This is a genomic window from Bifidobacterium aquikefiri, from assembly GCF_002259795.1.
GTDB lineage: Bacteria > Actinomycetota > Actinomycetes > Actinomycetales > Bifidobacteriaceae > Bombiscardovia > Bombiscardovia aquikefiri.
Window position 1 is genome coordinate 638,859 of the sequence record NZ_MWXA01000005.1, and the last position, 26,501, is coordinate 665,359.

Here is a 26,501-nt window from a genome sequence, read left to right on the forward strand (position 1 = left end):
CGTTGAAGAAGCGATGACTTTCTTCCCACTCACACTGTGTACTGTAATTTCCGGAAATGAAATTCCCCGTTTATCCCTTTATGCCGCTGCTTGCAATGGAGTTGACGAACTGCTTCTGGAACAGTACGAACACTATGATAATCGGCACCGTGATCAACGAGGAATATGCCATGATCTGACCCCAGGATGTGGTCATCTGCTGGAAGTACTGGACTCCGACCATAACAGGTCTCGTGCCCTCGGACTGCACGACCATGAGCGGCCATACGTATTGGTTCCACATGGGCAGGAAGCTGAGAATCACGACCGTTGCCGTTGCAGGTCCGGAAAGAGGCATGACTATCCGGGAATAGATGTGGAACCATCCGGCACCATCCACCCTGGCCGCCTCATCCAATTCCTTAGGAATGGTCTCGAAATACTGCGTATACAGATATATGGAGAACGCACTTGCTATGAACGGAATGATCTGGACATACAGCGTATTGGTCCAACCCTTGGAGATGAAGAGCGTGAAATTGCTGATTGAAAACTTTGGAAGCTGGTTGATCCACCAAAGCAGTGGAATCGCATAGGTTTCGAAGGGCACCATCAACGTTGCCAGGATAAAGCCGAATATGATGGCCTTACCCCTCACCTTGAGCCGCGTCAATGCGAATGCGGCCATCGAGTTCACGACAACGCCCAAAGCGACAGAGAAAACCGTGATGATGACCGAATTCACCATAAATGTGACTACTGGAACCTTGAGAAAGACCTGACTATAGTTGTCCAATGAAAGCTGACCAACCGGAAGAAACGCCTTGAACGAGCTTATATCCGCCATGATCTCATCGTCAGGCTTGAACGACGAGACGACCATGAAGATAAGCGGGAACGCAAAGAGCGCTGCGAAAAGAATTCGCACAATCCATCCAAAGACGCTCAGATGTTGACTGCGTTGCCTGCGCACGCCGAAGTGATGTCCCCATGACCTGGTGCTGCCTGATGTATCAGTTGTCTGTGTCATGATTCTTCTCCGATCCCTAATCCTTGTCCCTTGTCAGATACCGCAAGACCATGGTGATGATCAAGATAAGTACGAAATACACCAAGGTTATTGCTGATGCGTATCCGATCTCCTGCTGCTTGAATCCAGCCTGAATCGCCTGATACACCACTGTCGTCGTCGAATTCAGCGGTCCACCCGATGTCATGACGTTCACCTGGGTGAACACACTGGTTGCGGCGATGGTGATCGTGACGAGAATCATGTTTCTTGTGCTTCGCAGACATGGCCAGGTGACGTGCTTGAACTGCTGCCAGGTGCTGCATCCATCAAGGTTTGCCGCTTCATAGAGATCGTTTGGTATTGTCTGCAATCCGGAAAGCCAGATCAGCATATGGTTGCCCACAGCCTGCCAGATCGACATGAATATGATGGCTCCAAGAGCCGTCTTGGGATTGTTGAGCCAATCGACACCCTTGAACATGCCGAAGGTCAGCTTCTGAAGGACAATGTTCAGCATGCCGTCATTCTGGTAGATGAAGAGCCATAGCAGAGATACCACGACCATGGAGGTAATGACGGGCAGGAAGTATATGGTCCGGAAGAAAACCGAACTGCGCACCTTCTTGTTGATGAGCACTGCGAGCAAAAGTCCCAATCCTGCCTGAACAGGGACGACCACGACCGTAAAAATCGTGACGTTCTTCAATGCGGCCCAGAATGCCGAGTCCGCAAACATCGCAGCGAAGTTGGTTAAACCTACGAACTGCGGTGATGTGGAAGACACCAGCCTGGCATTGGTGAACGCCAGTATGAAAGATAGACAGACAGGAACTACCACAAAGAGAAGCAGCAGTAATGTTGCAGGAACCAGCATGAGTGTACCCGTGCGATTCTCGATCTGCAGTTCCAGATTCTGCTTGGATGCCTTGCGATTGAACTTTTTGCTCGCAGCAATCATCATTCCCCCTTAGCGCTACTTAAGCCTTGTAGCCATTATTTGTCTTGATATTGCTGTCGATGCTGCTGGTGAGCTTGTCCAGAGTCGACTGCGCATCGGCGCCATTGAGAATGTCGCTGAGCGAGGTTGCAAATTGACTCTGAATATATGAATATGCAGGAGTCAATGGTCTCATCACAACCTTCTTCTTGGAAATTTCAACGAAGACTTCCATACTTCCACCCTTGTCGAATTCAGGAACAAGCTTTCGAGCTCCCTCACTCGCAGGAATGTTCATGCCGGCCTTGGAAGCCGCAGCCATATATTTGTCCTGCAGCGAGAAGCGAATGTAGTCCTGGGCAGCAGCCTTGTTGTTGCAGGTCTTGGTAAGAGCAGTCTCCCATGAACCGCCGGGGCTGATAAGTCCCTTGCCGAAATCTGCCATTGGCATGCTCACGATATCGTCTTTGTCCTTTGCATACTGGTTGAAGGACGACCATGACCACATGCCGCCATACAGCAATCCCACCTTGTTATTTGCAAATGCGAGAGCCGTATCGGATGCACCCTTGGAACTGGTATATCCCTTGGTGACCAGGTTTCTCATCCACTTTGCGAACTTCACTGCAGCGGCACCGTTGAGTGAACCGTCAGCACTTTGATAATCGGATCGGTTGATGAGATCCCCGCCAAAGGATTGCAGGATTGGACTGAATCCATAGGAATACCATTCACTGGTGGTGTCCTTCGTGCCCATTTCGAATGGATACGTCCATTGATTGCTCGCCTTCATCTTCGCGAGAGCGTCTTCCAATTCCGATTGGCTCCATGGATCGTCAACCGTCGCGATGCGGATGCCCAGCTTCTTGAGCACCGATTTACGGGCAAACAGTCCGACGGTTGCATCATAGTTTCCAAGCCCATAGGTCTTGCCGTTGTATTTTCCAACCGTCGAAGGTAACAGGTCCTTCGTGCGCGCCAACAGCTTCGCATCGGTCAGCGGCGTGAGAATTCCCGACCACGCCCAGTTAGGAATGTTCGGCTCGTCCACCGCGACGACGCAAGGCAATGTTCCACCGGATGCCGCCGATGTGACTGACGTGTTATATGAAGTCGAAGGGAAGGTCTGCAACTTCACCGTTGCCTTCTTGCTTGAGCTGGCATTGTAGTCCTTGATCGCCTGCTTCAGCACCTTCAGCTCGCCATCGTTGCCCGCCAGCTGAGACCATACCGTTATCTCGTTGGAATTGGAATCGGAACCTGCACTCGATGTGCTGATCCCGCATCCCGATGTTGCCATCACACCGGCAACGATCAGCGTGATCGCCGATCCAACCAGTGCTCGACGCACATGAAAAACTGACATATTTCCCCCTTGTTTCTTGTTTTGTGATGCTCTATTCCCATGCCCTTCATTGAGATGAAAATAGAAAAGTTACAGTTAACGTTTGGCTTTCACCAGTTGCGACAAACCGAAAGCCACATTGTTGAAATCTATGGAGTTTGCTGCAATCAGCGTTGATTTCTCACTGTCCAGAAGATTGCAGTTGACGCTTCCGCACATTCCGCCGCAAATCGCTCCGATGGTGTCGGTATCCCCGCCAATGTTTGCGGAAACACCTACGCACTTGCGCAAATCCGCCCTGTATCGAAATACGATGGTCACTGCCGCAGGAACCGTCTGAATGGTTTCTAGGCCTGTGCCCAAAAATGAATATAACTCGTCCTGGAATGCCTCCTCGCTTGTCAAGCCCGCAATCCTGCGCCCATATGCCATGCGTTTCGCGATACTGGGGGTAGGAAGTTTATTGCCTCGCGTTTCTGCCTCTTGAGCTGCAGCAAAGGCAATATCGTAGTACTGGTTCCAATCAACGTCTTCATTCATGAAGAGAAAGCTGTCGAGTGCCGCAATCACCGATGCACCTTGAATCGCAATCTGCGTGTTGTGCGTCGGCTTGCATATGGCAGCAACGTTCTCCACCAATTGCGGAAGATCAAGGCATGAGGACACAAGCCCGATGGGAGCGATTTTCATGGCGGCACCATTCGTGGTCCCCCAAATTCCGGACTGTTCCATCGAAACGCCGCGCTCGATCGCTTCGATTGCCCGTCGCGTGCTTGGACCGACGACTGAGGAACTTTTCTCATCGTGGTGAAGCCAATCCGTCAGATAGTCCACAAAATCATGCGAATCGATCCTTCCGCCTGAATCGATGAGCATTTTACTCATGAATATGGTGTTTTCGGTATCGTCCGTGACCGTTCCAGCATCGAGATGACGAATGAAGGTTCCAACATCGGAGGGACTGGGCATCAGCGTGCTCAGCGTTCCATAGCGTTCGGCTATTTGTTGCCGGGTAAGATTTTCCGTCGGCATGCCCATGGCATCGCCGTAGGCGATTGAGAGCAGTACGTTCAGCACTGACTGTGTTACGTCATTCATGCGTTACCTCCAAGGAATGCGTTGAGAGAAAATTGCTTGCCTGAGTGAAATCAGGAGATGATTGGGCTCCCAATTCCTGGCATGTCATCGCGGCGCATGCAGAAGAGAACAGCAAGGAGTCCCGCAATGGCCGTGCACCGATGAGCAGCTGGGTCATGAAGGCTCCGATGAAGGCGTCACCGGCTCCTGTCGTGTCCTTGACTGCAACGTCAAAAGCCGGGAGCGTAACGGTTCGACCGTCTTCGTCACAGGCCGCAACACCTTGGTCAGCTAGCGTGAGGACTATGGTGCCTGCAAAGAATTGGCGGATAAAGGATATCTGTTCTTGGGGATCATCGCTGCCAGACCATGGGCGAATGCTTGCCTGACATGGGGCAAAGACATCGACATAGCGCAGGAATCGGCGGATGAACGTTGTATCTATTCCCTTGGCAAGAACGGTCTGCAAATCTTCCTGAAGATTGAGCACGACCTTTTTGCCAAGCTCCTTTGCCTGCCGGGCAGCCTTGAGCGAGAGTTCAGGAGGGTTCAGGTCCAGATACAGTACAGATGTCTCGTCGACAAGTTCAAGGCGAGCCTCTTCCTCGTTCAAGGCAGGCATGCCTTCACCACCATCGAGAATCAGACATTTTTCGCCGTCGCCGTCAACATAGATGAGGCAATGCGGTGCGGGATATCCGTGTGTGTCCGAAATTACACCTCTGACATCAATTCCATCGCGCACAAGGAAGTCGATGATCCGTCTGCTGTCATCGTCATTGGAAACCTTGGAAATGGATGCCGTCTGGGCTCCCAGCTTCTGAGCCTGAACAAGAACGTTGACGCCGCTGCCACCAAGCGTGCGGTGCGTGGACAAAACCGTGGAGAACCCGTCACGAATGGGCAGATGATCTACTACTTGTATGGTGTCGAGTGCGACACCTCCAATACCTAGGATATCCATACTCTCCTCCATGAGAGAAGCAGCTTCATCACTGCCAGAATTACAACCCCTACATACCCAACACATCACACAGTAATACATCAAACGTTTTTCGTCAAACGCTTGACGTGTCTGGAATGCAAAAGTCGGCCATGAATATCGGGATCGCTGATATCGCTGGTCAATCATCGAAATTCCAGAATTTTTCATCACCATCATCATCTGACGTCGAGCAATGGCGACTGGTAACCATAAACGATTTCATCGAGCAACTCTTGTCCGCGTCGATAGCTGGCTTGACCTGAACACCCAGTCCTACTCCCACAAGAGACAAGAGACGATTTTCCACACATTTCTGTGCCTGTTAACCCCTATTGACCCAGATCTCTCGACTCGCTGCGCTCGCTCGAGATGACAAGGGAGACGAATTCGATCGGGATGACGCTCGAGATGACGGGGACACACTTTTTTGCCTATTAACCCAAAAAACGACTCCCAAAGCACAACCTGAGCATTATGAGCGTTATGCAGCAGATAACACCCGAACACACTGTTGCCTATTAACCTTTAATACAAAAAAGCCGCTGATCGCTCAGCGGCTGTATGAGTACCCCCGGAGAGAGTCGGACTCTCGTTGTCAGATTGAAAGTCTGGTGTCCTAACCGTTAGACGACGGGGGCAAACAAAAACATCATACGCAAAACTAGCAAATAGGGCAAGCCGGCGTGGCTCTATGTCGAATATGACGATTCCTTTGCATCAGCACACAGGGAATCAACCACCATTAATCCAGATATCGAGTTTTGTTGCCTTTTTTCATGTGTCCCCGAGTATTGCCTCAGAATCGCAACGTAACTAAGCCATTTTCGAAGCTGCAATGTTGAAATTTGCCACAAAACTCGTGTTCTCAAAAATCCAACACCAAATTTTCATGCTCTATAGGTGAAATCATGGATGATCCGACCAGCCTTTATGCCTTTTTGCTCGAAATTGGTCAAGACTCGACCAGCAAATCGTGACGATTCGATGAACTCCCCATGAGGGAGCTTGTCCGCATCCGTCGCAGTCCCTTTACCGACATGTTCTATCGGAAGCTGCACTGCAAGATTGCCGTCATTGTGTAAAAATCCGCAGGAATCCAGTACTTCGTGAATATGAAGTGCATAATCATCGATATCGGTGGCTATTCGCCATGCACCATGAGGTTCGAGCGCGAACGCGATGCTTCGTGCAAAGTCAACCTGAATGATTCGGCGCTTATGATGCTTCATCTTTGGCCATGGATCGGGGAAGAAGGTCCACACTTCCGCCACACTCCCCCGCTCACATGATGCCAGCAGTTCAGGAGCGTTGACCTGAGCGATTCTAAGGTTGGTCAATCCCTGCTTTCCCGCCATGAGCATCGTATGAGCCAGTCCGGCAGTATATACTTCCAAGGCAAGAAAATTCATATCGGGATGCTTGGTCGCTGCCGAGACTATGTTTTCGCCCTGACCCGTTCCCACTTCAATGATCAAGGGATGAGAGTTCCCCCAGATTGTGTGGATGAATGCCCGATTGAGAATGAAACTCTGAGGAACTTCAAGGCTTGCATGTTCTGCCTCTTCTACCGATTCAAGCGAATGTCCTTCAAAGCCGGGAGCCATATCGATAAGGAATTGGTCGTGATAGGCATCCCATGCGCGCATCAGTCTTGGATCAATATGTCCAGAGCGCCGCACATACGACACTATTGAACGTCGCCCCTTGTATTCAAGTGAATCATTGTGCGTATCCATCGGCACTTCTGCGCTCATACGGCACTCCTTATTTATATATAAAGCCGACATTAAACGATATCATCAAAGCGGTTAATCATGAGACCTCCGAGAATCCACGAGAGGATCGTTGTTCAATGATGTTCATGTGATATACTAAAAACGAAAAAAATCGAACATAATGAAGCAAATGTGAACACAATTCATTGACTCTCTGCACCTCGTGTGCACTGCTGCACAGTCGTTCACAAACTCCAAGAAAGGCTACTTATGACAGTTCTCGTCACTGGTGGATGCGGATATATTGGCGCCCATGTTGTTCATGCCCTTCATCAGGCAGGTCAGAAGGTCGTCGTCGTTGACGACTTGAGCTATGGGAAACCGACTCGAATCGAAGGTGCCCGCCTGTACGGTGCCGATGTCTCTGCACCAGGCTCTGATAAACGCATCGCCGAAATCATCAAGGACAACGATGTCGATTCGGTCATTCACTTCGCAGCACGCAAGCAGGTCGGTGAATCCGTTGCAAAGCCGCTGTGGTATTACCAGCAGAATATCAATGGCATGCTCAACGTTCTGCAAGGCATGGCAACTGCAGGAGCAAAGAAGCTCGTGTTCTCCAGCTCTGCTGCAACATATGGAGTGCCTCCAGTAGACGTTGTTCCTGAAGATGTCGTTCCTATGGTTCCGATCAATCCCTATGGCCAGACCAAGCTCTTCGGGGAGTGGATGGCGCGCGCGTGTGAAGAGCCATTCGGCATCCGCTTCTGTGCCCTTCGCTACTTCAATGTTGCAGGCTGCGGTCCCGTTGAACTCGAGGATCCAGCAATCCTGAATCTGATTCCCATGCTCTTCGACCGTCTGAAGCAAGGCAAGGCACCTGCCATCTTCGGCGATGACTACCCGACGCCAGACGGCACATGCGTCCGCGATTACATTCATGTCGCAGACCTTGCCGATGCCCATATTGCTGCACTGCACTATCTCGACCGCGATGAGCGCAAGTACGATGCCTTCAATGTTGGCACTGGAGAGGGCACATCCGTTCGCCAGATCGTGGACGAAGTCAAGAAGGTCACCGGACTTCCATTCACCGAGGCAGTCATGGCTCGTCGCGCTGGCGATCCACCGCACCTCATCGGTTCCCCGAAGCGCATCAACGAAGAGATGGGGTGGCATGCACAATACGGTGTCGAAGACATCGTCAAGTCCGCCTGGGACGCATGGCAGGCCAATCCAGAACATCACATCGACGTTGAGAACTGGAAGCAAAACGACTGAGCATCAGCTCAGCTGATCAATTCGTCTCGCCAAGGGAAGATTCCAATCTCTCTTGGCGAGACGCTTGTATATATAGGTATATCTGCAAAGGCGAGCGCACCTGCCATCGGCGGTCCATACTCTCCATATTCGCATACGATGCCTCTTGCTTGGTGATAATCATCGTGTAACGAATGCTCGAAGAATTGTATTTCCAAGCTAAATCCTTCATACAAGAACAGTTTCTCCACTAGACTGGCCGTATGAGCGATGCAAACAATCAGTCAAACAATCAGTGGGACAACAACGCCCCAAATGCGCAGCAACCTTCCCAACCACAATACGGCCAGCCAAATTCCGGTTATAACCAGGCTTCGGGCATACCACCGCAGGGTGAATATAATCAGCAATGGGGCCAGCAAAATCCTCAAGACCCGATGAATTATGGATATCAGCAAGATCCGGGCAACCCATATGGCAGTCCATATCAGGGAGGTCCCCAAGACCCTCCTCGACAGCCAAATCAGCCATACCAGACTTACCAGCCATATGCTGGGCCATACGGGTATCCTTTGCACAATCCAAGCCAGCCTTGGAATATCATGTCTATCGTTGGCTTTGCCATTTCTTTCTTCATACCACCGGTTGGACTGATCCTTTCGATCGTCGCACTTGTTCAGCTCCATCGCTCGCGCGAGCGCGGTCAGGGACTTGCAGTCGGCGGAGTCGTCGTCGGGGCAATTTTTACTATTTTTACAGCCATACTCGTCGGCCTCATGATCTGGGGCATCTCCATGATCGGCAGCGAAGAGTATTCCTACGAATACCCGAGCTGTTCCGGCTACTCCTGCTCGAGCGACAATTCCGGTGATGATTCAATAGATAGCAGCTATCTTGACAATGCTCTCAATGCAGAGATACCTGCGATACCTGCGATACCTGCAGATGCAATTGACGCTGCACCGTTTGGATTTCAGCGTTAACGAAGGATTATAGATACACGACTTCATTGGTATCAAAAAAGTGGGAGTGGAATCGCCACAGAGTTTTGCAACTTTACGCCCAAAATATTAAACCCATGATGATGCATGCGTCAACGATTGTTGAATGCAGACATCATCATGGGTTGTGCTGTTGTCATTGCCCGGTTCTCACTCAGCCCGGGCATGAAGTTCATATTTCATACCCTGGTTGTGGTTACTTGAGCAATGCCATTCTTTCAGCATCATCTGCAAATACTTCCTTTTCGTTGGCCTTGGTGACTACCACAGGATCGAGTTCGTAGAGTGGCACGTCAATCACACCGTTGTCGGCCTTGTCATCTGCAGCGGGAAGTTCTTCGCCTGTTTGCAGAACCTTAATCAGTTCGACGCTCTTGGCCACCAAGGCATCGGTTGGCTTGGCAATGGTTGACCACTGCTTGCCTTCCCAGATCCAGGTCACTGACTCATTCTCGGCATCAAGACCGCTCACGACGGGAATATCCTGGCCCGCCTGCTCGCATGCAGTGATGATCGCTCGCGCAATGCCGTCATTCGGGGAGAGCACGCCATCAATCTTCTTGTCGGAATAGTTGCCCGAAAGCAAAGAATCCATGCGCTGCTGAGCCTTGCTGTTATCCCAGTCAGGCGTTGCTGCCTGTGTGAAATCAGTCTGCCCGGAAACAACCGTCAGAGTTCCATCATCAATCTTTGGCTGCAATACAGTCATTGCACCCTTGAAGAAATTCGGAGCATTCGGATCTGCAGGACCGCCGCCAAACAGCTCAATATTGTATGGTCCTGAACCCTTCTTCTCTGCCAGACCATCAAGCAGGGCCTGACCTTGCAACTCTCCGGTCTTGATGGAACCGAATTGGACAACGGCATCGATGCCGTCCGTATTTTCAATCAGGCGGTCGTAGCCGATCACTGCAACGCCGGCCTCCTTCGCCTTGCCAAGCACCGAGCCAAGCTGGGTGCCATCAATCGGTCCAACGACGATGACCTTGGCGCCTTGCTCGATCATCGCTTCGATTTGCTGCTGCTGTTGAGGAACCTTGTTGTCTGCCGCCTGGATCAAAGGTTTGAAGCCGGCTTCACTGAGCTGATCCTCAAACATGGTCTCGGCTTCCTTCCAATTCTGCGTGCCAAGCCAAGGGAGCGAAACACCGATTGCCGCATCTGCCGCGAATCCTTTTTCTGAGCTGGCAGAGCTTTCTCCTCTGCCAGAGCTGCCTCCGCAAGCCGCGAGGGATGCCACTGCGACGAGAGCTGCCACCGATGTGAATACCTTATTGAATTTCATCGTGAATTCCTTTCTCTGTTGTTTCTTTGTATGTGTGTTTATGACACGAATGCTGACATGTGTGATCGTTAGGGACACTTGCATTATTTTTTATGGAATGATTCCATGATCTTGCCAATGATTGATGGCCGCCCTTGTTGCTTGTTGAATGCATCGACCGCAACAGCAAGAAGAAGCACGAGGCCTTTAATGACCTGCGTTCTATCGGCTCCGACACCCATGAGCATCAGTCCCGAATTAAGCACAGCAATCAGGACACCTCCGACCATGGTCGCCATGATTGTGCCGACACCGCCTGAAACCGCAGCTCCGCCTATGAACACTGCGGAAATCGCGTCCAGCTCCCAGTTCGTTCCATCACCCGGACCCGCTGCCGTTGCACGACCGAGGAACAGGATTCCCGCGAGCGCCGCAAGGAATGACATGTTGGCCATGACGGTGAAGTATGTGCGGGATACGTTGACTCCCGAGAGTGCTGCCGCTTGTCTGTTGCCACCGACGGCATAGACATGGCGACCGAATCGAGTGCGTTCTGTCACCATGTGGTAGATGACGATAAGTGCCACAAGAACTAGGCCGGGAATCGGGAATGAGGTTCCGGGACGTCCCGATCCGAAAAGCCAAGTCACGTAGGCGATAACAAGCCCGCCACCGATTGCGCGCACAAGCATCGGCCACATTTCCGGTCGGGTGCCATAAATCGCTTGTTTTTCTCTCTGATAGCCGTTCCACTGCGACCACACGAAAAATCCAAGTGCTAGGAGACCAAGCAGCAGGGTTGAGTTGTTCATGTTCGTCCATGCCGGTCCCCATTCAGGCAGGTAGCCAGCGCCGAAGAACTGCAATTCCTTGGGTGCCGGAACAGAGATTGAACCAGACAGCCAGATCACGGCTCCTCTGAAGATCATCATGCCTGCCAAGGTCGAGATGAATCCAGGGATTCCCATTTTGGAAAGCCAGAAGCCCTGCCATGAACCGATGAGAACGCCGAGAGCAAGTCCGAGAAATACGGCGACGAACCATGGAAGGTTGAAATTGCGGGCTGTGATGGCCACCACCATGGCGACGAAGCCTGCCACGGATCCGACCGAAAGATCGATCTGACCGATAACAATGACCATCAGCATGCCGATCGCAAGGATAAGCACATATGCATTGCCGGAAATCAGGTTTTGCATGTTTGAGGAGGTCAGCATTCTGCCTCCTGAAATGATATGGAACCCTATAAGAAGAACCAGCAACGCCACGACCATTGGTAATTGCCGCAAATCGTTGCCGAGCACTTGTTTGAGATATTTCATGTTTTGCACCTCTCTGTGAAACAATCGAATGTGGATTGGCGATTGGGATACATCTGACCCGAAAAATCGCAGGAATGAATGTTGTCAAACTCTCGGGAAGCTCATGACGACTGTGCAACTGGTGTTCTAACTCCATGCAGCAGTGTGGTCATCAATCAACAGTGTTTCATGATGAACGCCGAGCTCGCTTGGGCAGGAATCAGACTTCGTTGGTCGTTGTCATCAGACGCATGATCGATTCCTGATCCGCTTGCTTCGTGTTGAGTTCGCCGGTGAGTCGACCCTCGCAAAGCGTATAGATTCTGTCAGTCATGCCCAGAATCTCAGGCAATTCGGATGAGATGAAGATAACAGCCTTGCCTTCGTCTGCGAGTTGTTGAACCAGTTTGTAAATTTCAAACTTTGCCCCAACATCGATTCCTCGAGTCGGTTCATCGAGAATGAGGACATCTGGATTGGGGAACATCCATTTCGAGAGCACGACTTTCTGCTGATTGCCACCTGAAAGGGTTGCAACGCCAACATCGACTGCAGGTGTCTTGATCTTGAGACTTTTACGGTATTTCTCTGCAACAGAATGCTCCTTGGAGAAATCGATAAGTCCATTCGAAAGAATCTTTCGCAAGTTTGCAGAGACTGTTGTCTTTTCTATGGAATCAAGAAGGTTCAGACCAAGCAGCTTTCGATCTTCAGGAACGTAAGCCAGTCCCTTCCTGATCGCCTCGCTCACCGAATGCAACACAACCTTGCTGCCTTTGATCGAGATGGAACCGTGCTTGTAAATCCCATAGTTCCTGCCAAAGAGAGAACGAGCCATCTCTGTGCGGCCTGCACCCATGAGTCCGGCGAAACCAACGATTTCTCCCGCCTTGACCTTGAACGAGATGTTGTCGCTGAGTAGTCTTCCTGGAACGTTCGGATCCTCGACAGTCCAGTCTTTGACTTCGAAGATTACCTTGCCTATCTTCGGTTCGTGGATCGGATAACGATTGTCAAGCGGTCGGCCAACCATCGCCCTGATGATCGCATCTTCTTCAATCCGACCGTCGGCAACTGACATGTGATCAACGGTCTTGCCATCACGAATGACAGTGATTGAGTCAGCGATTTCAGCAATCTCGTTGAGCTTGTGCGAGATCATGATGCAGGTAATGCCTTTTTCTCGCAACGAGCGCATCAGATTAAGCAGATTCTCCGAATCCTCCTCATTCAAGGCAGATGTCGGTTCATCGAGTATCAGCAGGCTCACGTTCTTGGAAAGGGCTTTTGCAATTTCCACCAGCTGCTGCTGCCCAACTCCAAGATTCTTGATAGGCGTTGAGGGATCCAGTTCGAGACCGACGCGCGCCAGCAGGTCTCTCGTCAGGGTTTCGGTCTTGTTCCAGTCTATGAGACCGGAAGAAAGGAGCTCATTGCCAAGAAAAATGTTTTCCGCTATAGAAAGTTCGGGAATCAGAGCAAGCTCCTGGTGGATGATCACGATGCCGCATTTCTCGGATTCCTTGATGGTGTTGAATTTCGCCACTTTCCCTGCGAACACGATATCGCCAGAATAGGTACCGTATGGATAGACTCCTGAAAGCACCTTCATGAGTGTTGATTTGCCTGCACCGTTTTCACCGCATATGGCGTGTACCTCCGCTTTCTTGACTTCCAAAGTCACCTTGTCGAGTGCGCGAACTCCTGTGAATTCCTTGGTAATGCCTTGCATTTCAAGGATATTGTCATGCTTGTCAACCGATGAGGTCATCTTCTTCTCCTTTCCAGCACATCGTTGAGCTGGATTACACGGATAGACGTTCGGTATCGAATACACATTCGTATTGATTCAAGACCGAATATCTATTGTGTAGTTTATACGAGTCGATGTATTTTAGACTGCTTGATTAATTACCCTAATATGTTAACCAAGTTAGTTCAAAATTTCGACACGCCGAAGGAAAAGAACATCGAACGGGTTAGATAGACTGAGAGATTGCTTCATCTACCTCGTCAACTATGCGTCTCATGCCTTCTCTCGCAACGGAAGGGTCGCTCCGCCAAATTCCTTCGGCAACCTCCTCGTGCGCTGCGAGCGCCTCGGGTTCTGGCCGCTGTGGATAGAGACCTATTTCAACTCTGCCTCGTAGAATCGTTGCCACAATGTCCGAGAGAGCAGCGAAAAGATCGTTCCCGCTATATTTCAGCAGTAGAGAATGGAACTCGATATCCATTGCATGAAAATCATCCAAATCGCCCGATTCTCCAGCCTTTCTCATCTCGCGCGCCAGCACCGGCATCCTCGATTTAATCTCGACTGGAGCATGTTCCGCCGCCTTGGCGGCAGCGATTGGCTCAACCGCAAGACGCAGCTCGGTCAAGGCACGCAATTCCTCACTCCTTTTGCTTGAATGGAGCATCCATTCAATCACGACCGGATTCAAAGCCGCCCACATCGAGGTGGGTTGAGGATTGATGCCCTTTCTGCGCCGTACCTTGATCGCACCCACATCCGAAAGAAGACGGGTGACCTCGCGGGCAACGGTGCGCGATACGTCGAATCTGTGTTGAATGTCTTCCAAAGTAAAGGACTGGCTGCTCTCCCATCGTCCTTCAATGATGTCAAGCGCCAATTCTCGGGCAACGGAAATATGCTTCAGAGATGATGACAGCGCCACCGACGAGGCCGCCTCGGGCGTTGCCGCCAGAGCGCTCGAAAACCCAGCATTCTGTGTTGTATCACTCGGAGAAGAGGCCGAGGCAGTTCGCAGCTGGGCTGTCTCATTGATGCAAGATCGCGTCTTGCCCGTCATTGACCTTGACGCACCATTCTCGCCATCATTGATCATCGTGTTCATCCCTCTACTCTTGCGCATATCTGCGAGACTACCAACAAGGAAAGGCATAGTCGGCGAGACCCATGTTTGAACTGCTAAAGCTTCATGAATCGCTCCATGCACGGCTTCAGGAATTTCAACGAGACGGGTTCGGTATCCGGTTCGAGAGCCGACCTTTTGATTAAGTGGTCGATCTGCGCATCTGCCTCGTCCTGGATCCGCACGTGGCAGATGGCCCAGCCGCAATGATTCCCGGGACTTATCCGATGCTAAGGGAACTGAAGAATACATTAAATACTCTTTATTATTTGATACGTACTCTTAATTGGAGTATGCTGTGTTGAGTACAAAGAGGCAGACACATTACGGTGCTTCCTCAACGAGTACTGCAACGAAGCAGAAAGCGAGAATACTCATGAGTGACACACAAGAACAGCTGAGCAAGCCCATTCACATTGTTGTGATGGGTGTGGCAGGCAGCGGAAAGTCAACCGTTGCCGAGGCGCTTCGAGACAGACTTGGTCTGACAATGGCAGAGGGAGACGATTTTCACCCTCAGGCCAACATCGACAAGATGTCCCAAGGCATACCACTCACCGACGCTGACCGTCGTCCATGGCTTGAAGTGATCAACCGCTGGATGCTCGGTCGCAATGCACTCGGCGAATCAACCGTGGTATCAAGTTCTGCGCTCAAACGCTCATATCGAGATATTCTTCGCAAGGACGTTCCTGTGTTTTTCGTCCATCTTGTCGGTTCTCAGGAACTGATACAGCGGCGACTCAGTGAGCGCAAGGGACATTTCATGCCACCGGCACTCCTCCCCAGTCAATTCGCAGACCTGGAGCCCTTGCAGCCAGACGAACCAGGCATCGAGGTTTCAGTCGAGGGAACAAGCGAAGAAATGATCCAGCGTTCAATCGATGCCGTCAAAGCACATGCCGAACGCGAAGAATCACAGACTTCGGAAGCAATCGCCGACAAGGCTGACGAATCCTTGAAGTCCTCGAACGAACGGTAAAAGACGAAACATCAGGCCAACAAATCAGTCACCAGGGATCCAGACGATCACGCAGTTTTTCGAATTCCTATGTGACAGATTTGGTTCCAGATTCTGCAAATCATTGCAAGCAGTAAGGAAAATACACAAAGGAGTGTTGTTATGAATCTGATCATTGCCGCGATTTTGGGAATCGCGACCATCGTCATTCTCATTACGGTGGTGAAATTGCATCCGTTCCTCTCACTGATGGTCGGCTCATTCGTCATGGCCGTCTGCGCTGGGGTCTCGTATGACAAATCCTTCGACAGCTTCACCACCGGTTTGGGAACAACGGTTTCAAGCGTCGGCATACTGATTGCCCTAGGTGGCATCATAGGAACCCTGCTTACCGTTTCCGGAGGTGCTGACGCGATTGTCGACACGATTTTAGATAAGACGCCATCACATCTTCTCCCCTGGGCAATGGCACTCGTCGCATTTGCGGTGGGTATCCCACTGTTCTTCGAAGTCGGTGTCGTCATTCTGATTCCTGTAGTTATCTTTGCAGCACGAAGAGCAAACAAACCCGTGATTCTGCTTGGCATACCAGCACTCGCCGGTCTCTCCACCCTGCATGCATTCATTCCACCGCACCCAGGACCACTGGTCGCCATCAGCGCACTGAATGCAAATCTTGGTCTCACTCTCGGTCTTGGACTTCTTGTTGCCGTTCCAACGGTGATCATTTCTGGTCCTCTGCTGGCTCGGATCTTGGTTCGTTGGGTGCCGATCAAGGCTCCTGAGGACAACAAGATCAAGGAGACCCCAGAAGACAAGAGCAGCCGTCCAAGCTTTGGAACCTCGCTCTTCGTGATTTTGCTTCCTGTGATTCTCATGCTCTGCAGCAGCATCATCGATCTCACCGGAAAGACAAAGAACCCCGTTGGCCGCTTCTTTGTCTTCATCGGCCAACCTCTGGAAGCACTGCTTATCACTACATTCGTTGCAATGATTCTGCTCGGATTGATGCACGGTCACGGTCGTGACAAGCTTAATTCGATAGTCAACACTTCCTTCGGTTCCATAGCGGGAATTCTGCTGATCGTTGGTGCCGGCGGCGGCTTCAAGCAGACCCTGGTCGATTCCGGCATTGGCAAGGTCATCGCGTCCGGCATCGCAAGTTCCGCAATCAACCCGCTTATCGCAGGCTGGCTCGTTGCAGTACTCATTCGTGTGGCAACCGGCTCGGCAACCGTGGCAACCGTTACCGCCTCTGGTCTGATGGTGCCGCTCGCCACTGGGCTGAGTCCGACTCATCTGTGCCTGCTGGTTCTTGCGATCGGCGCTGGATCCGTCTTCCTCTCGCACGTCAACGATGCTGGCTTCTGGATGGTCAAGGAATACTTTGGCATGACCGTGGGCCAGACATTCAAGACCTGGTCGCTCATGGAAACCGTCCTGTCGATCGTTGGACTTGGCTTCACGCTTCTTGTATCCCTGCTGGTCTAGCCCGGTAACTTCTGAATAAGGCTCAACACAGATGAACATCAAATGAAAGGTGGAATCATGCAACTCGGCATGATCGGTCTCGGCCGCATGGGCGGCAATATGGCTTCTCGACTCAAGGAATGTGGGCACAGCATCGTTGGCTTTGACATGAATCCCCAGTCCGTCCGTGATGTGGATTCATTGGAAGCACTTGTTGGTGCGTTGAACACTCCCCGCGCTATCTGGGTCATGCTCCCAGCTGGCGGCCCAACCGATTCGACAATCAAGGCTCTCGCCGCGTTGCTCGACAAGGGCGATGTGATCATTGATGGGGGCAACACCCACTACAGCGACGACATTCGTCATGCCAAGGAGCTTGAACCGTTTGGCATTCACTTCATGGATGTCGGCGTATCAGGTGGCGTATGGGGCAAGGAGCGCGGATATGCCCTCATGATTGGAGGTTCCGAAGAGGACTACCAGCATTGCCTGCCTATCTATGAGAGTCTCAAGCCGGAGGGCGAGGATGGACTCGTGCTGGCCGGAGGCGTTGGTGCCGGTCACTTCGCCAAGATGGTCCATAACGGCATCGAATATGCCATGATGCAGGGCCTTGGAGAAGGATATGCAACCATGACCCATAGTGGACTTATCGAGAATCCCGGTGCCGTTGTGGCTTCCTGGAGGCATGGAACCGTCATCGAGTCCTGGCTCCTGGATCTGCTGGCACGCGCCTTGGAGAAGGATCCAGACTTGGAATCGATGCCTCCAGTTGCCGACGAATCCGGCGAAGCGCGTTGGATGGCCCAGATTGCACTGGAATTGGGAGTTCCCGTTCCAGCCACCGCAGCCGCACTCTTCGCCCGTCAGACATCTCGCGGAGGTAGCGATGATGTCCTGAAGGTTGTCTCCGCATTGCGTGCACAGTTTGGTGGGCATGTCACAAAGGATTGATTTCCGAATGCTTTGCGACACGCCGCAGGGCAGAAAAACCCGCCGCGGTTTGGCATCTCGGCGGGTTTCTTGTAAGATATCCACTTGGCTGCTTTTGTAGTCATGGCCCCGTAGCTCAGCTGGTTAGAGCGCCGCCCTGTCACGGCGGAGGTCACCGGTTCAAGTCCGGCCGGGGTCGCAAGAATGGTGGAAGCCCGGGAAATCCGGGTTTTTTCAACTGTTCTCTGGCTCTGTAGCTCAGTTGGTAGAGCGAGCGACTGAAAATCGCTAGGTCAGCGGATCGATGCCGCTCGGAGCCACCACTGATAACCCTCACCCATTGGAAACATTGGGCTGAGGGTTTTGACTTCCCGCTTGTCTTCACACGCTCAGGTTTATCTCGCCAAGTGTGTAACTGGTATTTTTCATTGTTAGGGTTATAGGCAAAAAGTGTGTCCCCGTCATTCCGACCTCTCTTGTCACCCCGAGCGAATCCGCCTCCCCTTGTCACCCCGAGCGAGCGCAGCGAGTCGAGAGATCTCTGCTGTTGATGCTCGCAAGGATGAGATCCCTCGACTCGCTACGCTCGCTCGGGATGACGATGGTGTTGTCGTTCATACGGCCGACTCTGACGATGGCACATACAACTTTGTCAAGTTTATACGGCCGACTCGCTACGCTCGCTCGGGATGACGGGAGAGAAGCATGGCATCGACTGGAACGAATTACACTCCAGCACGTCAGCGAAGGCATAAACCCACACTTCTGAGCCTATAACCCCGCTTTCACTTGAGTTCGCTCGAAAAGCGACTTCCAATGCACAATGTGCGATAGGAATGCCCACACGGAAGATACGTTAGGCCTCGTCATCCATAAGATCGGCAAGTGTCGGCTCGTCGTCCAGATTGTAGAGCTTGCGGAATCCATCTGCTGCCCCAGCACCGAACTTCTTCTCGTCAAGAGGAATGAACGAGGTATCTATCGGATCAATGTATGGCAGCTTGGCATCGAGCACAATAGGCCGCATGTCGCCGGCATCCCTGTATTCACGAATCTTGGCGAACGCCGACTTGAGTGAGGCGTTATCCGTTGCAGTCAGTCCTATCGCTCCGAAGCTACGCGCCATCCCAGCCCAATCCGCACCTTCCAGATCGGTTCCATACAGTCCCAGTTTTCCCTTGATCTGCTCGTGACGAATAAAGCCGAAAGCCTTGTTCTCAAGCACAACGTTGACCACAGGAAGTTTGTATCGCACTTCGGTGAGTATCTCCTGATTGACCATGGCAAACCCTCCGTCTCCGGATATGGTCCATACGTCGCGGTCAGGATGAGATACCGCAGCAGACAGACCCGCAGGAACGGCATATCCCATAGTGCCGTACCAAGGTGACATGGTGAAGTGCTGATCTCCCTCGAAGGGAAGCTGACGCAACGACCACGCCGTGTTATTGCCAACATCGAGACTAAAAATGGCCCTATCAGAGGCATTGCGTGCGATTTCTCGAATCACTGACTCTGCAGCTAAACCATGGGAGTCATCGTCTGCGAGTTTATCAAGCCACATGAGCCAATTATGACGATTCAACCGAGCCGCTTTTTCGAATGCCCGTGCCTTATCGTTACCAGAACGCTTCGCAAGCTCATCGAGCACCTGGGCTCCGTCAGCGACAAAAGCAATGCTGGCTTCGAGCTGATTGCCGATATCCGAAGGATTGGTGTTTACCTGGATTATGGTCTTGTCATGAGGCATGAACCTTCCAAAGGGGTAGTTGGTGCCGGCAAACAATATCAAATCTGCAAGCTGCGAGGCTTCGAAGGCGGGTTTGTCTCCAAGCCGTCCTCGCGTCCCCATGTAATTCGGCCACAGTTGTGGAACTATTCCAGTCCCAGGAGCAGTGGAGATAACGGGCATATGGAAATGCTCGGCGAACTTCATCACCGAATCGCTTTTCCCACTCATGCCCTGCCCTATCCATAGCACAGGCCTTTCGGCCTTGGCGATTGCCTCAGATGCCATGTCAAGCTCATGTTGGTCCAGCGCATAGCTCACCTGCGCTCGCGAGGTCAGAGGGGTTTTGGACTCTGCATATTCAATCTGTGTGCCGGTAAGGTCTTCGGGAAGTATCACCACGGCAACTCCCCGCTTGGTGTATGCCGCCTTGATTGCATCCTCGATCACCGATGGAATCTGCTCGGCATTGGCGACCTGCCTGTTATATACGGCCACATCCGAGAAAATCGGCACCTCACTGAGTTCCTGGAAGAAATGTGTGTTTTGGAATCGTGTGGTTACCTGCCCGACCAATGCAAGTACGGGGACGTTGTCCATCTTGGCATCGTACAACCCGTTGAGCATGTGCACGGAGCCTGGGCCTGCCGATGCAAATGCCACACCTATCGTGCCATTGAGTTTGGCATCTGCGGCAGCAGCCAAAGCCCCAGCCTCTTCATGGCGAACCTGGATGAAACGTATCCCGTCTCGCTCCTTCCACAGGCCTTCCACCACGTTGTTGATCGAGTCGGCAGGAATGCCGTAGACGTGGTCTACGCCCCATCGTTCGAGCACCTTGGCAAGAGCTTGCCCCGCAGTGACTGTTGACATTGTTTTCTCCTTCCCGGCCACTGTGATGCGACCGCTGAACATGTCGCGATTACAGGTTGCCGTCGCATCTGCGACATCGATGCGCGGCGAAAATGTTGATGATGATGCAAGGGTGAGATTCACCTCACGGGTTTGCTTCACTGCTGGAATCTGGTTGATCAAGCAGATTCCGATTGCCCCAGTCGGTGAGCGCATCGAGGATGGGGACCAGTTCCAATCCCGATTGTGTAAGGTGATACATCGCCCTTGGTGGCCTGGTGTCCACAACTGTGCGTTTCACGATGCCTTGATCCTCGAGTTCCTTGAGCCTCTTCGACAACGAGGAATCATTGAGTTTGTTTGAATAGCAGGATATCTGCGAGAAGGTTCTGCATCCCTTGGCTATCGCCTGGATCACCACACTGCTCCATCTTCGGTCGATGATGTCTACGGCAGCAAGAAAACCGTCGCAGGCGATCGATGGTGACCTGACATAGCTGACTGAAGCCTCCCCATAAAGCATGACTTCCTCCCGATCATCTGACGTGTCAAAGCACCAACTACAAATATTTTAGTAACTAAGATACTTATATAAGCTTCGATATTTTCTAAAAGCTCAATATTCGCTCTTCTTGTCGCGACGAGCATCTAGGGCACAGCTGTGATTTCCGCCTTCCATGCATCCGAGAGCTGTCAAAGCGCGATGCCGAGTGAACTGGGAGAATGACATTATTGCTGCATTGCTTCTTTTTGCAGTCTTCGAGCCAGAGCAGTGTTGGGCGAGTCAGCCAGGAACGCTGCATCCATCGCGACGACGCCGGTCGCAGCACGCTGCAAGACTGTTCCTATGCTGTTCACCTATCTCTATATCGCCGCGATGTTCGCACTCACCGTGGCCGGTGTCGGTACGGTCATCTGGATCGCGATGAAATACCGCCCGAAGTATTCTGCTGCCGTTGCCCTGCGCAATCTGCACAAAGAACAGCTGACGTATCATAATCCCAATCAGGTGGAATCAACGCTTGGTGATTTGGATGATCAGGCCATGCGTCTGAGCGAAGAGGAATTGGATGCCGAAATAGCGCTCATCACCAAGCTCAATGGAAATTCCCGGCATCTTGGCGTTGTGATGAAGCGAATACTGTATTCCTTCATTGCCCTGCTTGCAATGGTATGCGCAATCTTTGCACCAAGTGCAATCGGACCGCGTCTGGCAATCATCGCCATTGCACTACTCTGTGCATGTGCTTTTGTATTCCTTGGAGTTATGCCAATGGTGCGCATGCTGAAAGACAATGCGAGGCTCTCACAGCAGTTCGAGGAATGGGCAGAGTCTCATCCTCAATACTGTGTTCCTGAACGCAGACGCACAGGCCAGCAGACAATATCGTCAGACGATGCGACGGCAACAGCACAAGTGGGATGGCAGGAACGTTAGGCTGCGGTGGAAGCCATTGAATCTATTGAACCCTATTGAAGCTTGCTCGTAACCCACGCGACGACGTATGGCGCCACCTCTTCGATCTGGTCGATTGCAACTTCGAATTCGTGAGGACCTCCATACCAAGGGTCGACAAGATCAAGCTCGTCGTCGTGCCCAGGGGCAGGTGTTGGAAGATTGGGATCGAAACTGCGATAGAGATGCACCTCCGCACGCTTGTTTGCCGGTAGCAGGCGCAGCAAGGCGCGCATGTGAGCGGCAGTCATCGGCAGCAGCAGATCTGATTCTGCGATTTCTTCGTGCGTGATGCGATGGGCGAAATGGTCTCGCGGAATCTCGTAACCCCGCTCCTTCAGCACGCGCTGTGCACGTCTGTCAATGGGATTGCCGTATTCCTCATCACTGACGCCACTGGACTCTACGCGTACCTGCGAAGCGTCCAGACCACGCTCTTCGAAGAAATGCCTCAGAATGATCTCAGCCATGGGGGAACGGCAGATATTGCCTGTGCACACTGTCATCACGGTATATGGATGCTGTTCTGCGGTCATGGTGATGACTCAATCTCCTTATTCAGGTTCGAACCCTGGTGTTGCCTTCATGAATGCCTATGACTCAGTACCACTACTGCTGAAAATTCAACGCACTCGCTCATATCTCACAAAACGAAAATCGGATATCGCGCTCGTGACATCGCGAGGTTGAATCCATGGGGTTTCATTGTCCAATCGCCACAGACCGGCATCAACGAGTTGCAGAATATCCGGCGCAAATGTATCTGCGTCCACCTCAGTGCGGATCTCGGTGACATAGGCCTTATCTGCATGAGGCAATGCCGCCTGGAAGAGCTGAGAACCGCCAATGATCCATATCTCGCTGCGGTCTATGCCATCGTCTGGGATCGACTCCTGACCCGCTATGCATAGTGCCGCATCAATGTCTTCTACGACCGTCGCACCCTGCGCACGATAATGAACGTTTCTGGAAACTACAATGTTGTCCCTGTTCTTCAGAGGTCGGTATCCCTCACCAAGCGATTCCCATGTCTTTCGTCCCATGATCACTGGATGAGAGATGGTGAGTTCCTTGAAACGCTTCAAGTCCTCAGAAAGATGCCACGGCATGCCGCCTTGAAAACCTATGGCATTCTGTCGGCCATTTTTGCTTGTTGCCTGTGCCCAAATCAGATTGACCGAGAAATGGCCATCTTGATGATCACCCCGGGACTCTTCTGGATCGCTCCAGTCGTTTTCCTGATCATATCGCCCGGCTCTTCCGGGCTTGGGTTCGTGATAGCCGTTATGGCTACTACTCTCGTGCTCCATCTATACATCGCTCCTTGTTGCCTGTCTGCACAATGCTAATAAGTCCCTCAGACCGCGATCGGCGCCTTGATCGTCTCGTGATGCCGGTAGTTAAGAATATGGAAATTCTCGTACTCATATTCAAACAATGACGATGCCATGTCCAGCTCCAACTGAGGATACGGGTATGGTTCGCGCGAAAGCTGTTCCAAGACCTGAGGAATATGGTTGTCATAGATATGGCAGTCTCCGCCGGTCCATACGAATTCACCGGGTTCGAGACCAGTCTGCTGCGCAATCATGCGGGTCAGTAGTGCATACGAGGCAATGTTAAACGGGACGCCGAGGAACATGTCGCAGGACCGCTGATAGAGCTGGCAGCTTAAACGGCCGTCAGCGACATAGAACTGGAACAGTGCATGGCATGGGGGCAGCGCCATCTTTTCGACTTCGGCGGGGTTCCAGGCGCTCACAATCATGCGTCGTGAATCGGGTTGTGTGCGGATCAGATTCAGTACGTTGGAAATCTGATCTATGGTTCGATTTGGATTCTCCGCCGTCGGTGCTGGCCAACTTCTCCACTGAACCCCATAGACCGGTCCAAGCTCTCCTGTCTCTGGGTCAGCCCATTCGTCCCAGATGTGGACATTACGATCCTGAAGCCAGTGCACATTGCTGGAACCTTTGAGGAACCAAAGCAGCTCCAAGGCAAGTCCGCGGAAGAACACACGTTTTGTGGTCAACAATGGGAACGAATCATGAATGTCGAATCGCATCTGCTGACCGAAGAGAGAAATCGTACCTGTCCCCGTACGATCCGATTTCAGAGTTCCCTCTTCAAGTATTTTTCGTAGCAGATCCTCATAGGGGGTCGAAATATCCGTCGAAGGTGACTGCGGAATGCGTGTTCGAATGTCATCAAGTTGCGATTGCGTTAAAGCCATACGCACTAATCTAATCGATGCACCGGAGTGCTTTTCAGAAAAGCTGGAAGCGTAACCTGGCAATGACGACGCAAGACGATAGATTATGTAGTTAGCGATGCGACTGAACAATGATGGCTTTATTATTCTTCGGTCTCGCACCAAGCTGAGACAGCGCTCTTCGACGAAGTGCATGCGGCCATAGCGGCGGCATGCAGCAGTAGTGGCAATAGGAGGAATCATGGGAAAAAGATTATGGGTAGAACGCAATAAGGATGGTTCTTGGGACGCCTTCTCTGAAGATGGCGCTCATGCCAAGTTCGGCAAGGGCAAGGGCCTCTTCTCCCCCGGAGACCTGCTGAAGATTTCCCTGGCAGCCTGTGGCGCTCTATCGAGCCGCTTTGCGATTGAAAGCGTTCTGGGCGAGGGTGCAGGCGCTCATATCGTGGTTGATGGCGCTTACGATGACGACGATGACGTGTTCCTCTCATTCGACGAGCAACTGACCGTCGATGCAACCGATGCGAACTTGAGCGATGCCGATGCGGATAAGCTCAAAGAGCGCATCATTCGCCACATTGACAAATCCTGCACCGTCAAGCACAGCATGGAGAGAGAAGAACCAGTCCGATTGAATGTCACGGTTCGTCACTGAGTATCCTGTGACTGCTGAAACCGTTGCACTGATTGCTGGGTCATAGGCAAAAAGTGTCTCCCCGCCATCTCGAGCGGAGTGTAGTTAGTCTGCCCTGAGCGAACGTAGTGAGTCGAAGGGAGAGATCTCACATCAAAGATGGCCCAGAGCTTATCGCTCTGGGCCATCCCTGTATGCCGGTACAATCTCCGCAGTTGAAACTGCATGATTCTCCGACTTGTCAGTATCTATTGTTGATACCTATTTCACTACTTATTTCAATCCTTATGCAGGGGATCGATGTGCTCTTCGATATCGCGAATCTGCTCAGGATCAGCCTTCTCGACATCGATGCTCTCGACACCACTTATCTGATCGAGTGACATCGCCGTCATGCTCGCGGCATTCTTGTTCTTATCACCGGATTCGGCAGCCTCAACATATTTGCGAGGAACCACATACACGGGTGATACAGCATGCTGCAACAATCCCTGACTCGTGGAGCCCAGCAACAGACCGGTGAAGCCACCACGGCCACGAGAACCCACGACGACCACGTCGTAATTGTGGCTTGCCTTGGTAAGTGCATTGACTGCTGAGCCGGGAACGATTGACTTGTAGACGCGAAGATTTGGATAGAGCACCTGCAACGGCTTGATGCGTGCATCCAGATCTTCCATGTAGGATTCCATGACACCGCGTTCCTCGGCCGAGTCGGATCCTGTAAGTCCATCAATGTTCGGAACGGCAGAAAGTACGTTCAGCTCAGCTCCCCAGCCATTGGCGAATCCTGCAGCAATCTCCAATGCCTTCAGCCCCCACTTCGATTCATCCGAACCAACTGCAATCTTCGAAATCGTATTGTTCAAATGCATCAGATTACCGTCATCATCGGTGTACGGAACCACTACAATCGGGCAATATGCATATGCCGGAAGGCTTGAGCTCGTTGTGCCCAGAAGTCGCTCCGCCAAACCCCCCTTGCCGCGGTTACCAATCACTATCAGATTATAATTTCTAGAGAGCTCAACGAAGACGGAAGCAGGGTCGCCAGTGACTATCAAAGTGGCCGCTTCAACTCCCTGGTCGTCGGCAATTGCTTTCGCCCGCGAAAGAATCTCCTGCGCATCCGAATGGGCAGCGTTGTCATCACCAAGTGCCGTGTACGTTGCATCAAACGAAACGGCAGCATAACTGGGAAGTGAATATGCACATACGATCTGCAGCATCAATCCCGCATGTTTGGCGTAATTCGCGGCCCACCAAGTGGCTTTATAGCTTGCATCCGACCCGTCAACCCCGACGAGTATTGCCTTGTCGTTAACCATTACGACCTCCTTGGGTTAGTGAACGGTGCTGCTAGGCACGTTCTACCAATAGAATACCGCTGGATGTTGCAAAACGGCGTTTTCAACCAATCGAAATCGTTGTTTCCCCTTTGAATTTCGATGTTACGGCCTTTTTTCATGGTATCAGGTCAATATCGCAACTTCGAGCATTCA

23 protein-coding genes and 3 tRNA genes are annotated in these 26,501 nt (G+C 51.8%); 9 read left to right on the forward strand and 17 right to left on the reverse strand.

Features of this window, described 5'->3' with window-relative positions:
- Positions 1-70: 70 nt before the first annotated feature.
- The 7 genes from BAQU_RS06590 to trmB form a co-directional block, all read right to left on the reverse strand.
- Positions 71-1,009, reverse strand: coding sequence for a carbohydrate ABC transporter permease (locus tag BAQU_RS06590; RefSeq protein WP_094693767.1), 939 nt, complete (start codon positions 1,007-1,009; stop codon positions 71-73).
- Positions 1,010-1,025: 16 nt separating this feature from the next.
- Positions 1,026-1,952 (reverse strand): carbohydrate ABC transporter permease, encoded by a 927-nt coding sequence (locus BAQU_RS06595; RefSeq protein WP_094693769.1) that lies wholly within the window; start codon positions 1,950-1,952, stop codon positions 1,026-1,028.
- 16 nt (positions 1,953-1,968) lie between these two features.
- Positions 1,969-3,294 carry an ABC transporter substrate-binding protein gene (locus BAQU_RS06600; RefSeq protein ID WP_094693771.1) on the reverse strand — a complete coding sequence of 442 codons (1,326 nt, stop codon included), beginning with the start codon at positions 3,292-3,294 and terminating at the stop codon, positions 1,969-1,971.
- A gap of 75 nt (positions 3,295-3,369) precedes the next feature.
- Positions 3,370-4,371: an ADP-ribosylglycohydrolase family protein gene (locus BAQU_RS06605; protein ID WP_094693773.1), complete on the reverse strand. Its 1,002-nt coding sequence runs from the start codon at positions 4,369-4,371 to the stop codon at positions 3,370-3,372.
- Entirely contained in the window at positions 4,364-5,314 is a 951-nt protein-coding gene (locus BAQU_RS06610) for a carbohydrate kinase family protein (protein ID WP_158215659.1), read from the reverse strand. The genes BAQU_RS06605 and BAQU_RS06610 overlap by 8 nt, the downstream gene beginning before the upstream one ends.
- 587 nt (positions 5,315-5,901) lie before the next feature.
- Positions 5,902-5,973 (reverse strand) — tRNA-Glu (locus tag BAQU_RS06615).
- Between the two features lie 249 nt (positions 5,974-6,222).
- Positions 6,223-7,071 carry a tRNA (guanosine(46)-N7)-methyltransferase TrmB gene (gene trmB, locus BAQU_RS06620; RefSeq protein WP_244568472.1) on the reverse strand — a complete coding sequence of 283 codons (849 nt, stop codon included), beginning with the start codon at positions 7,069-7,071 and terminating at the stop codon, positions 6,223-6,225.
- 249 nt (positions 7,072-7,320) lie between these two features.
- Here trmB and galE point away from each other — a divergent pair, with 249 nt between their 5' ends.
- Together galE and BAQU_RS06635 are read left to right on the forward strand one after the other, a co-directional pair.
- Positions 7,321-8,331 carry a UDP-glucose 4-epimerase GalE gene (galE, locus tag BAQU_RS06625; protein WP_094693779.1) on the forward strand — a complete coding sequence of 337 codons (1,011 nt, stop codon included), beginning with the start codon at positions 7,321-7,323 and terminating at the stop codon, positions 8,329-8,331.
- Between the two features lie 242 nt (positions 8,332-8,573).
- A complete protein-coding gene (locus tag BAQU_RS06635) occupies positions 8,574-9,293 on the forward strand; it encodes a DUF4190 domain-containing protein (protein ID WP_094693783.1) in 720 nt (239 codons plus the stop codon).
- 214 nt (positions 9,294-9,507) lie between these two features.
- Here BAQU_RS06635 and BAQU_RS06640 read toward each other — a convergent pair whose 3' ends face one another.
- The 4 genes from BAQU_RS06640 to BAQU_RS06655 form a co-directional block, all read right to left on the reverse strand.
- The gene (locus BAQU_RS06640) at positions 9,508-10,596 is read right to left on the reverse strand and encodes a substrate-binding domain-containing protein (protein ID WP_094694103.1); all 1,089 of its coding nucleotides are present in this window, start codon (positions 10,594-10,596) and stop codon (positions 9,508-9,510) included.
- 83 nt (positions 10,597-10,679) lie between these two features.
- A complete protein-coding gene (locus tag BAQU_RS06645; RefSeq protein ID WP_094693785.1) occupies positions 10,680-11,897 on the reverse strand; it encodes a sugar ABC transporter permease in 1,218 nt (405 codons plus the stop codon).
- 199 nt (positions 11,898-12,096) lie between these two features.
- Positions 12,097-13,647, reverse strand: coding sequence for a sugar ABC transporter ATP-binding protein (locus BAQU_RS06650; protein ID WP_094693787.1), 1,551 nt, complete (start codon positions 13,645-13,647; stop codon positions 12,097-12,099).
- A gap of 208 nt (positions 13,648-13,855) precedes the next feature.
- Positions 13,856-14,752: a FadR/GntR family transcriptional regulator gene (locus tag BAQU_RS06655; RefSeq protein WP_244568457.1), complete on the reverse strand. Its 897-nt coding sequence runs from the start codon at positions 14,750-14,752 to the stop codon at positions 13,856-13,858.
- Positions 14,753-15,128: 376 nt separating this feature from the next.
- Between BAQU_RS06655 and BAQU_RS06660 the strand changes: the two genes are divergently transcribed.
- From BAQU_RS06660 to BAQU_RS06680, 5 genes are all read left to right on the forward strand, one after another.
- Positions 15,129-15,734: a gluconokinase gene (locus tag BAQU_RS06660; protein WP_094693789.1), complete on the forward strand. Its 606-nt coding sequence runs from the start codon at positions 15,129-15,131 to the stop codon at positions 15,732-15,734.
- A gap of 141 nt (positions 15,735-15,875) precedes the next feature.
- Positions 15,876-17,204, forward strand: a complete 1,329-nt coding sequence (locus BAQU_RS06665; RefSeq protein ID WP_094693791.1) for a GntP family permease — start codon at positions 15,876-15,878, stop codon at positions 17,202-17,204.
- A 57-nt stretch (positions 17,205-17,261) separates the two neighbouring features.
- Entirely contained in the window at positions 17,262-18,137 is an 876-nt protein-coding gene (gene gnd, locus BAQU_RS06670; RefSeq protein WP_094694107.1) for a phosphogluconate dehydrogenase (NAD(+)-dependent, decarboxylating), read from the forward strand.
- A 104-nt stretch (positions 18,138-18,241) separates the two neighbouring features.
- Positions 18,242-18,315 (forward strand) — tRNA-Asp (locus BAQU_RS06675).
- A 48-nt stretch (positions 18,316-18,363) separates the two neighbouring features.
- A tRNA-Phe gene (locus BAQU_RS06680) sits at positions 18,364-18,439 on the forward strand.
- Between the two features lie 533 nt (positions 18,440-18,972).
- Here the strand turns inward: BAQU_RS06680 and BAQU_RS06685 are convergent.
- Both BAQU_RS06685 and BAQU_RS06690 read right to left on the reverse strand, forming a co-directional pair.
- Positions 18,973-20,859: a thiamine pyrophosphate-dependent enzyme gene (locus BAQU_RS06685; protein ID WP_211277127.1), complete on the reverse strand. Its 1,887-nt coding sequence runs from the start codon at positions 20,857-20,859 to the stop codon at positions 18,973-18,975.
- Complete coding sequence (locus tag BAQU_RS06690; protein WP_094693793.1) at positions 20,843-21,220, reverse strand: winged helix-turn-helix transcriptional regulator; 378 nt, start codon at positions 21,218-21,220, stop codon at positions 20,843-20,845. The genes BAQU_RS06685 and BAQU_RS06690 overlap by 17 nt, the downstream gene beginning before the upstream one ends.
- 324 nt (positions 21,221-21,544) lie before the next feature.
- Between BAQU_RS06690 and BAQU_RS06695 the strand changes: the two genes are divergently transcribed.
- On the forward strand, positions 21,545-22,135 hold the full coding sequence (locus tag BAQU_RS06695) for a hypothetical protein (protein WP_094693795.1): 591 nt from the start codon (positions 21,545-21,547) through the stop codon (positions 22,133-22,135).
- A 32-nt stretch (positions 22,136-22,167) separates the two neighbouring features.
- Here the strand turns inward: BAQU_RS06695 and BAQU_RS06700 are convergent, their stop codons facing one another.
- The 3 genes from BAQU_RS06700 to BAQU_RS06710 form a co-directional block, all read right to left on the reverse strand.
- Positions 22,168-22,689, reverse strand: coding sequence for a low molecular weight protein-tyrosine-phosphatase (locus tag BAQU_RS06700; RefSeq protein WP_094693797.1), 522 nt, complete (start codon positions 22,687-22,689; stop codon positions 22,168-22,170).
- A gap of 87 nt (positions 22,690-22,776) precedes the next feature.
- Positions 22,777-23,463: a dihydrofolate reductase gene (locus BAQU_RS06705; RefSeq protein WP_094693799.1), complete on the reverse strand. Its 687-nt coding sequence runs from the start codon at positions 23,461-23,463 to the stop codon at positions 22,777-22,779.
- A gap of 47 nt (positions 23,464-23,510) precedes the next feature.
- Complete coding sequence (locus BAQU_RS06710; protein ID WP_094693801.1) at positions 23,511-24,386, reverse strand: thymidylate synthase; 876 nt, start codon at positions 24,384-24,386, stop codon at positions 23,511-23,513.
- A 220-nt stretch (positions 24,387-24,606) separates the two neighbouring features.
- Between BAQU_RS06710 and BAQU_RS06715 the strand changes: the two genes are divergently transcribed.
- Positions 24,607-25,020: an OsmC family protein gene (locus BAQU_RS06715; RefSeq protein ID WP_094693803.1), complete on the forward strand. Its 414-nt coding sequence runs from the start codon at positions 24,607-24,609 to the stop codon at positions 25,018-25,020.
- A 257-nt stretch (positions 25,021-25,277) separates the two neighbouring features.
- Here the strand turns inward: BAQU_RS06715 and BAQU_RS06725 are convergent, their stop codons facing one another.
- Complete coding sequence (locus BAQU_RS06725; protein WP_094693807.1) at positions 25,278-26,327, reverse strand: universal stress protein; 1,050 nt, start codon at positions 26,325-26,327, stop codon at positions 25,278-25,280.
- Between the last annotated feature and the right edge of the window lie 174 nt (positions 26,328-26,501).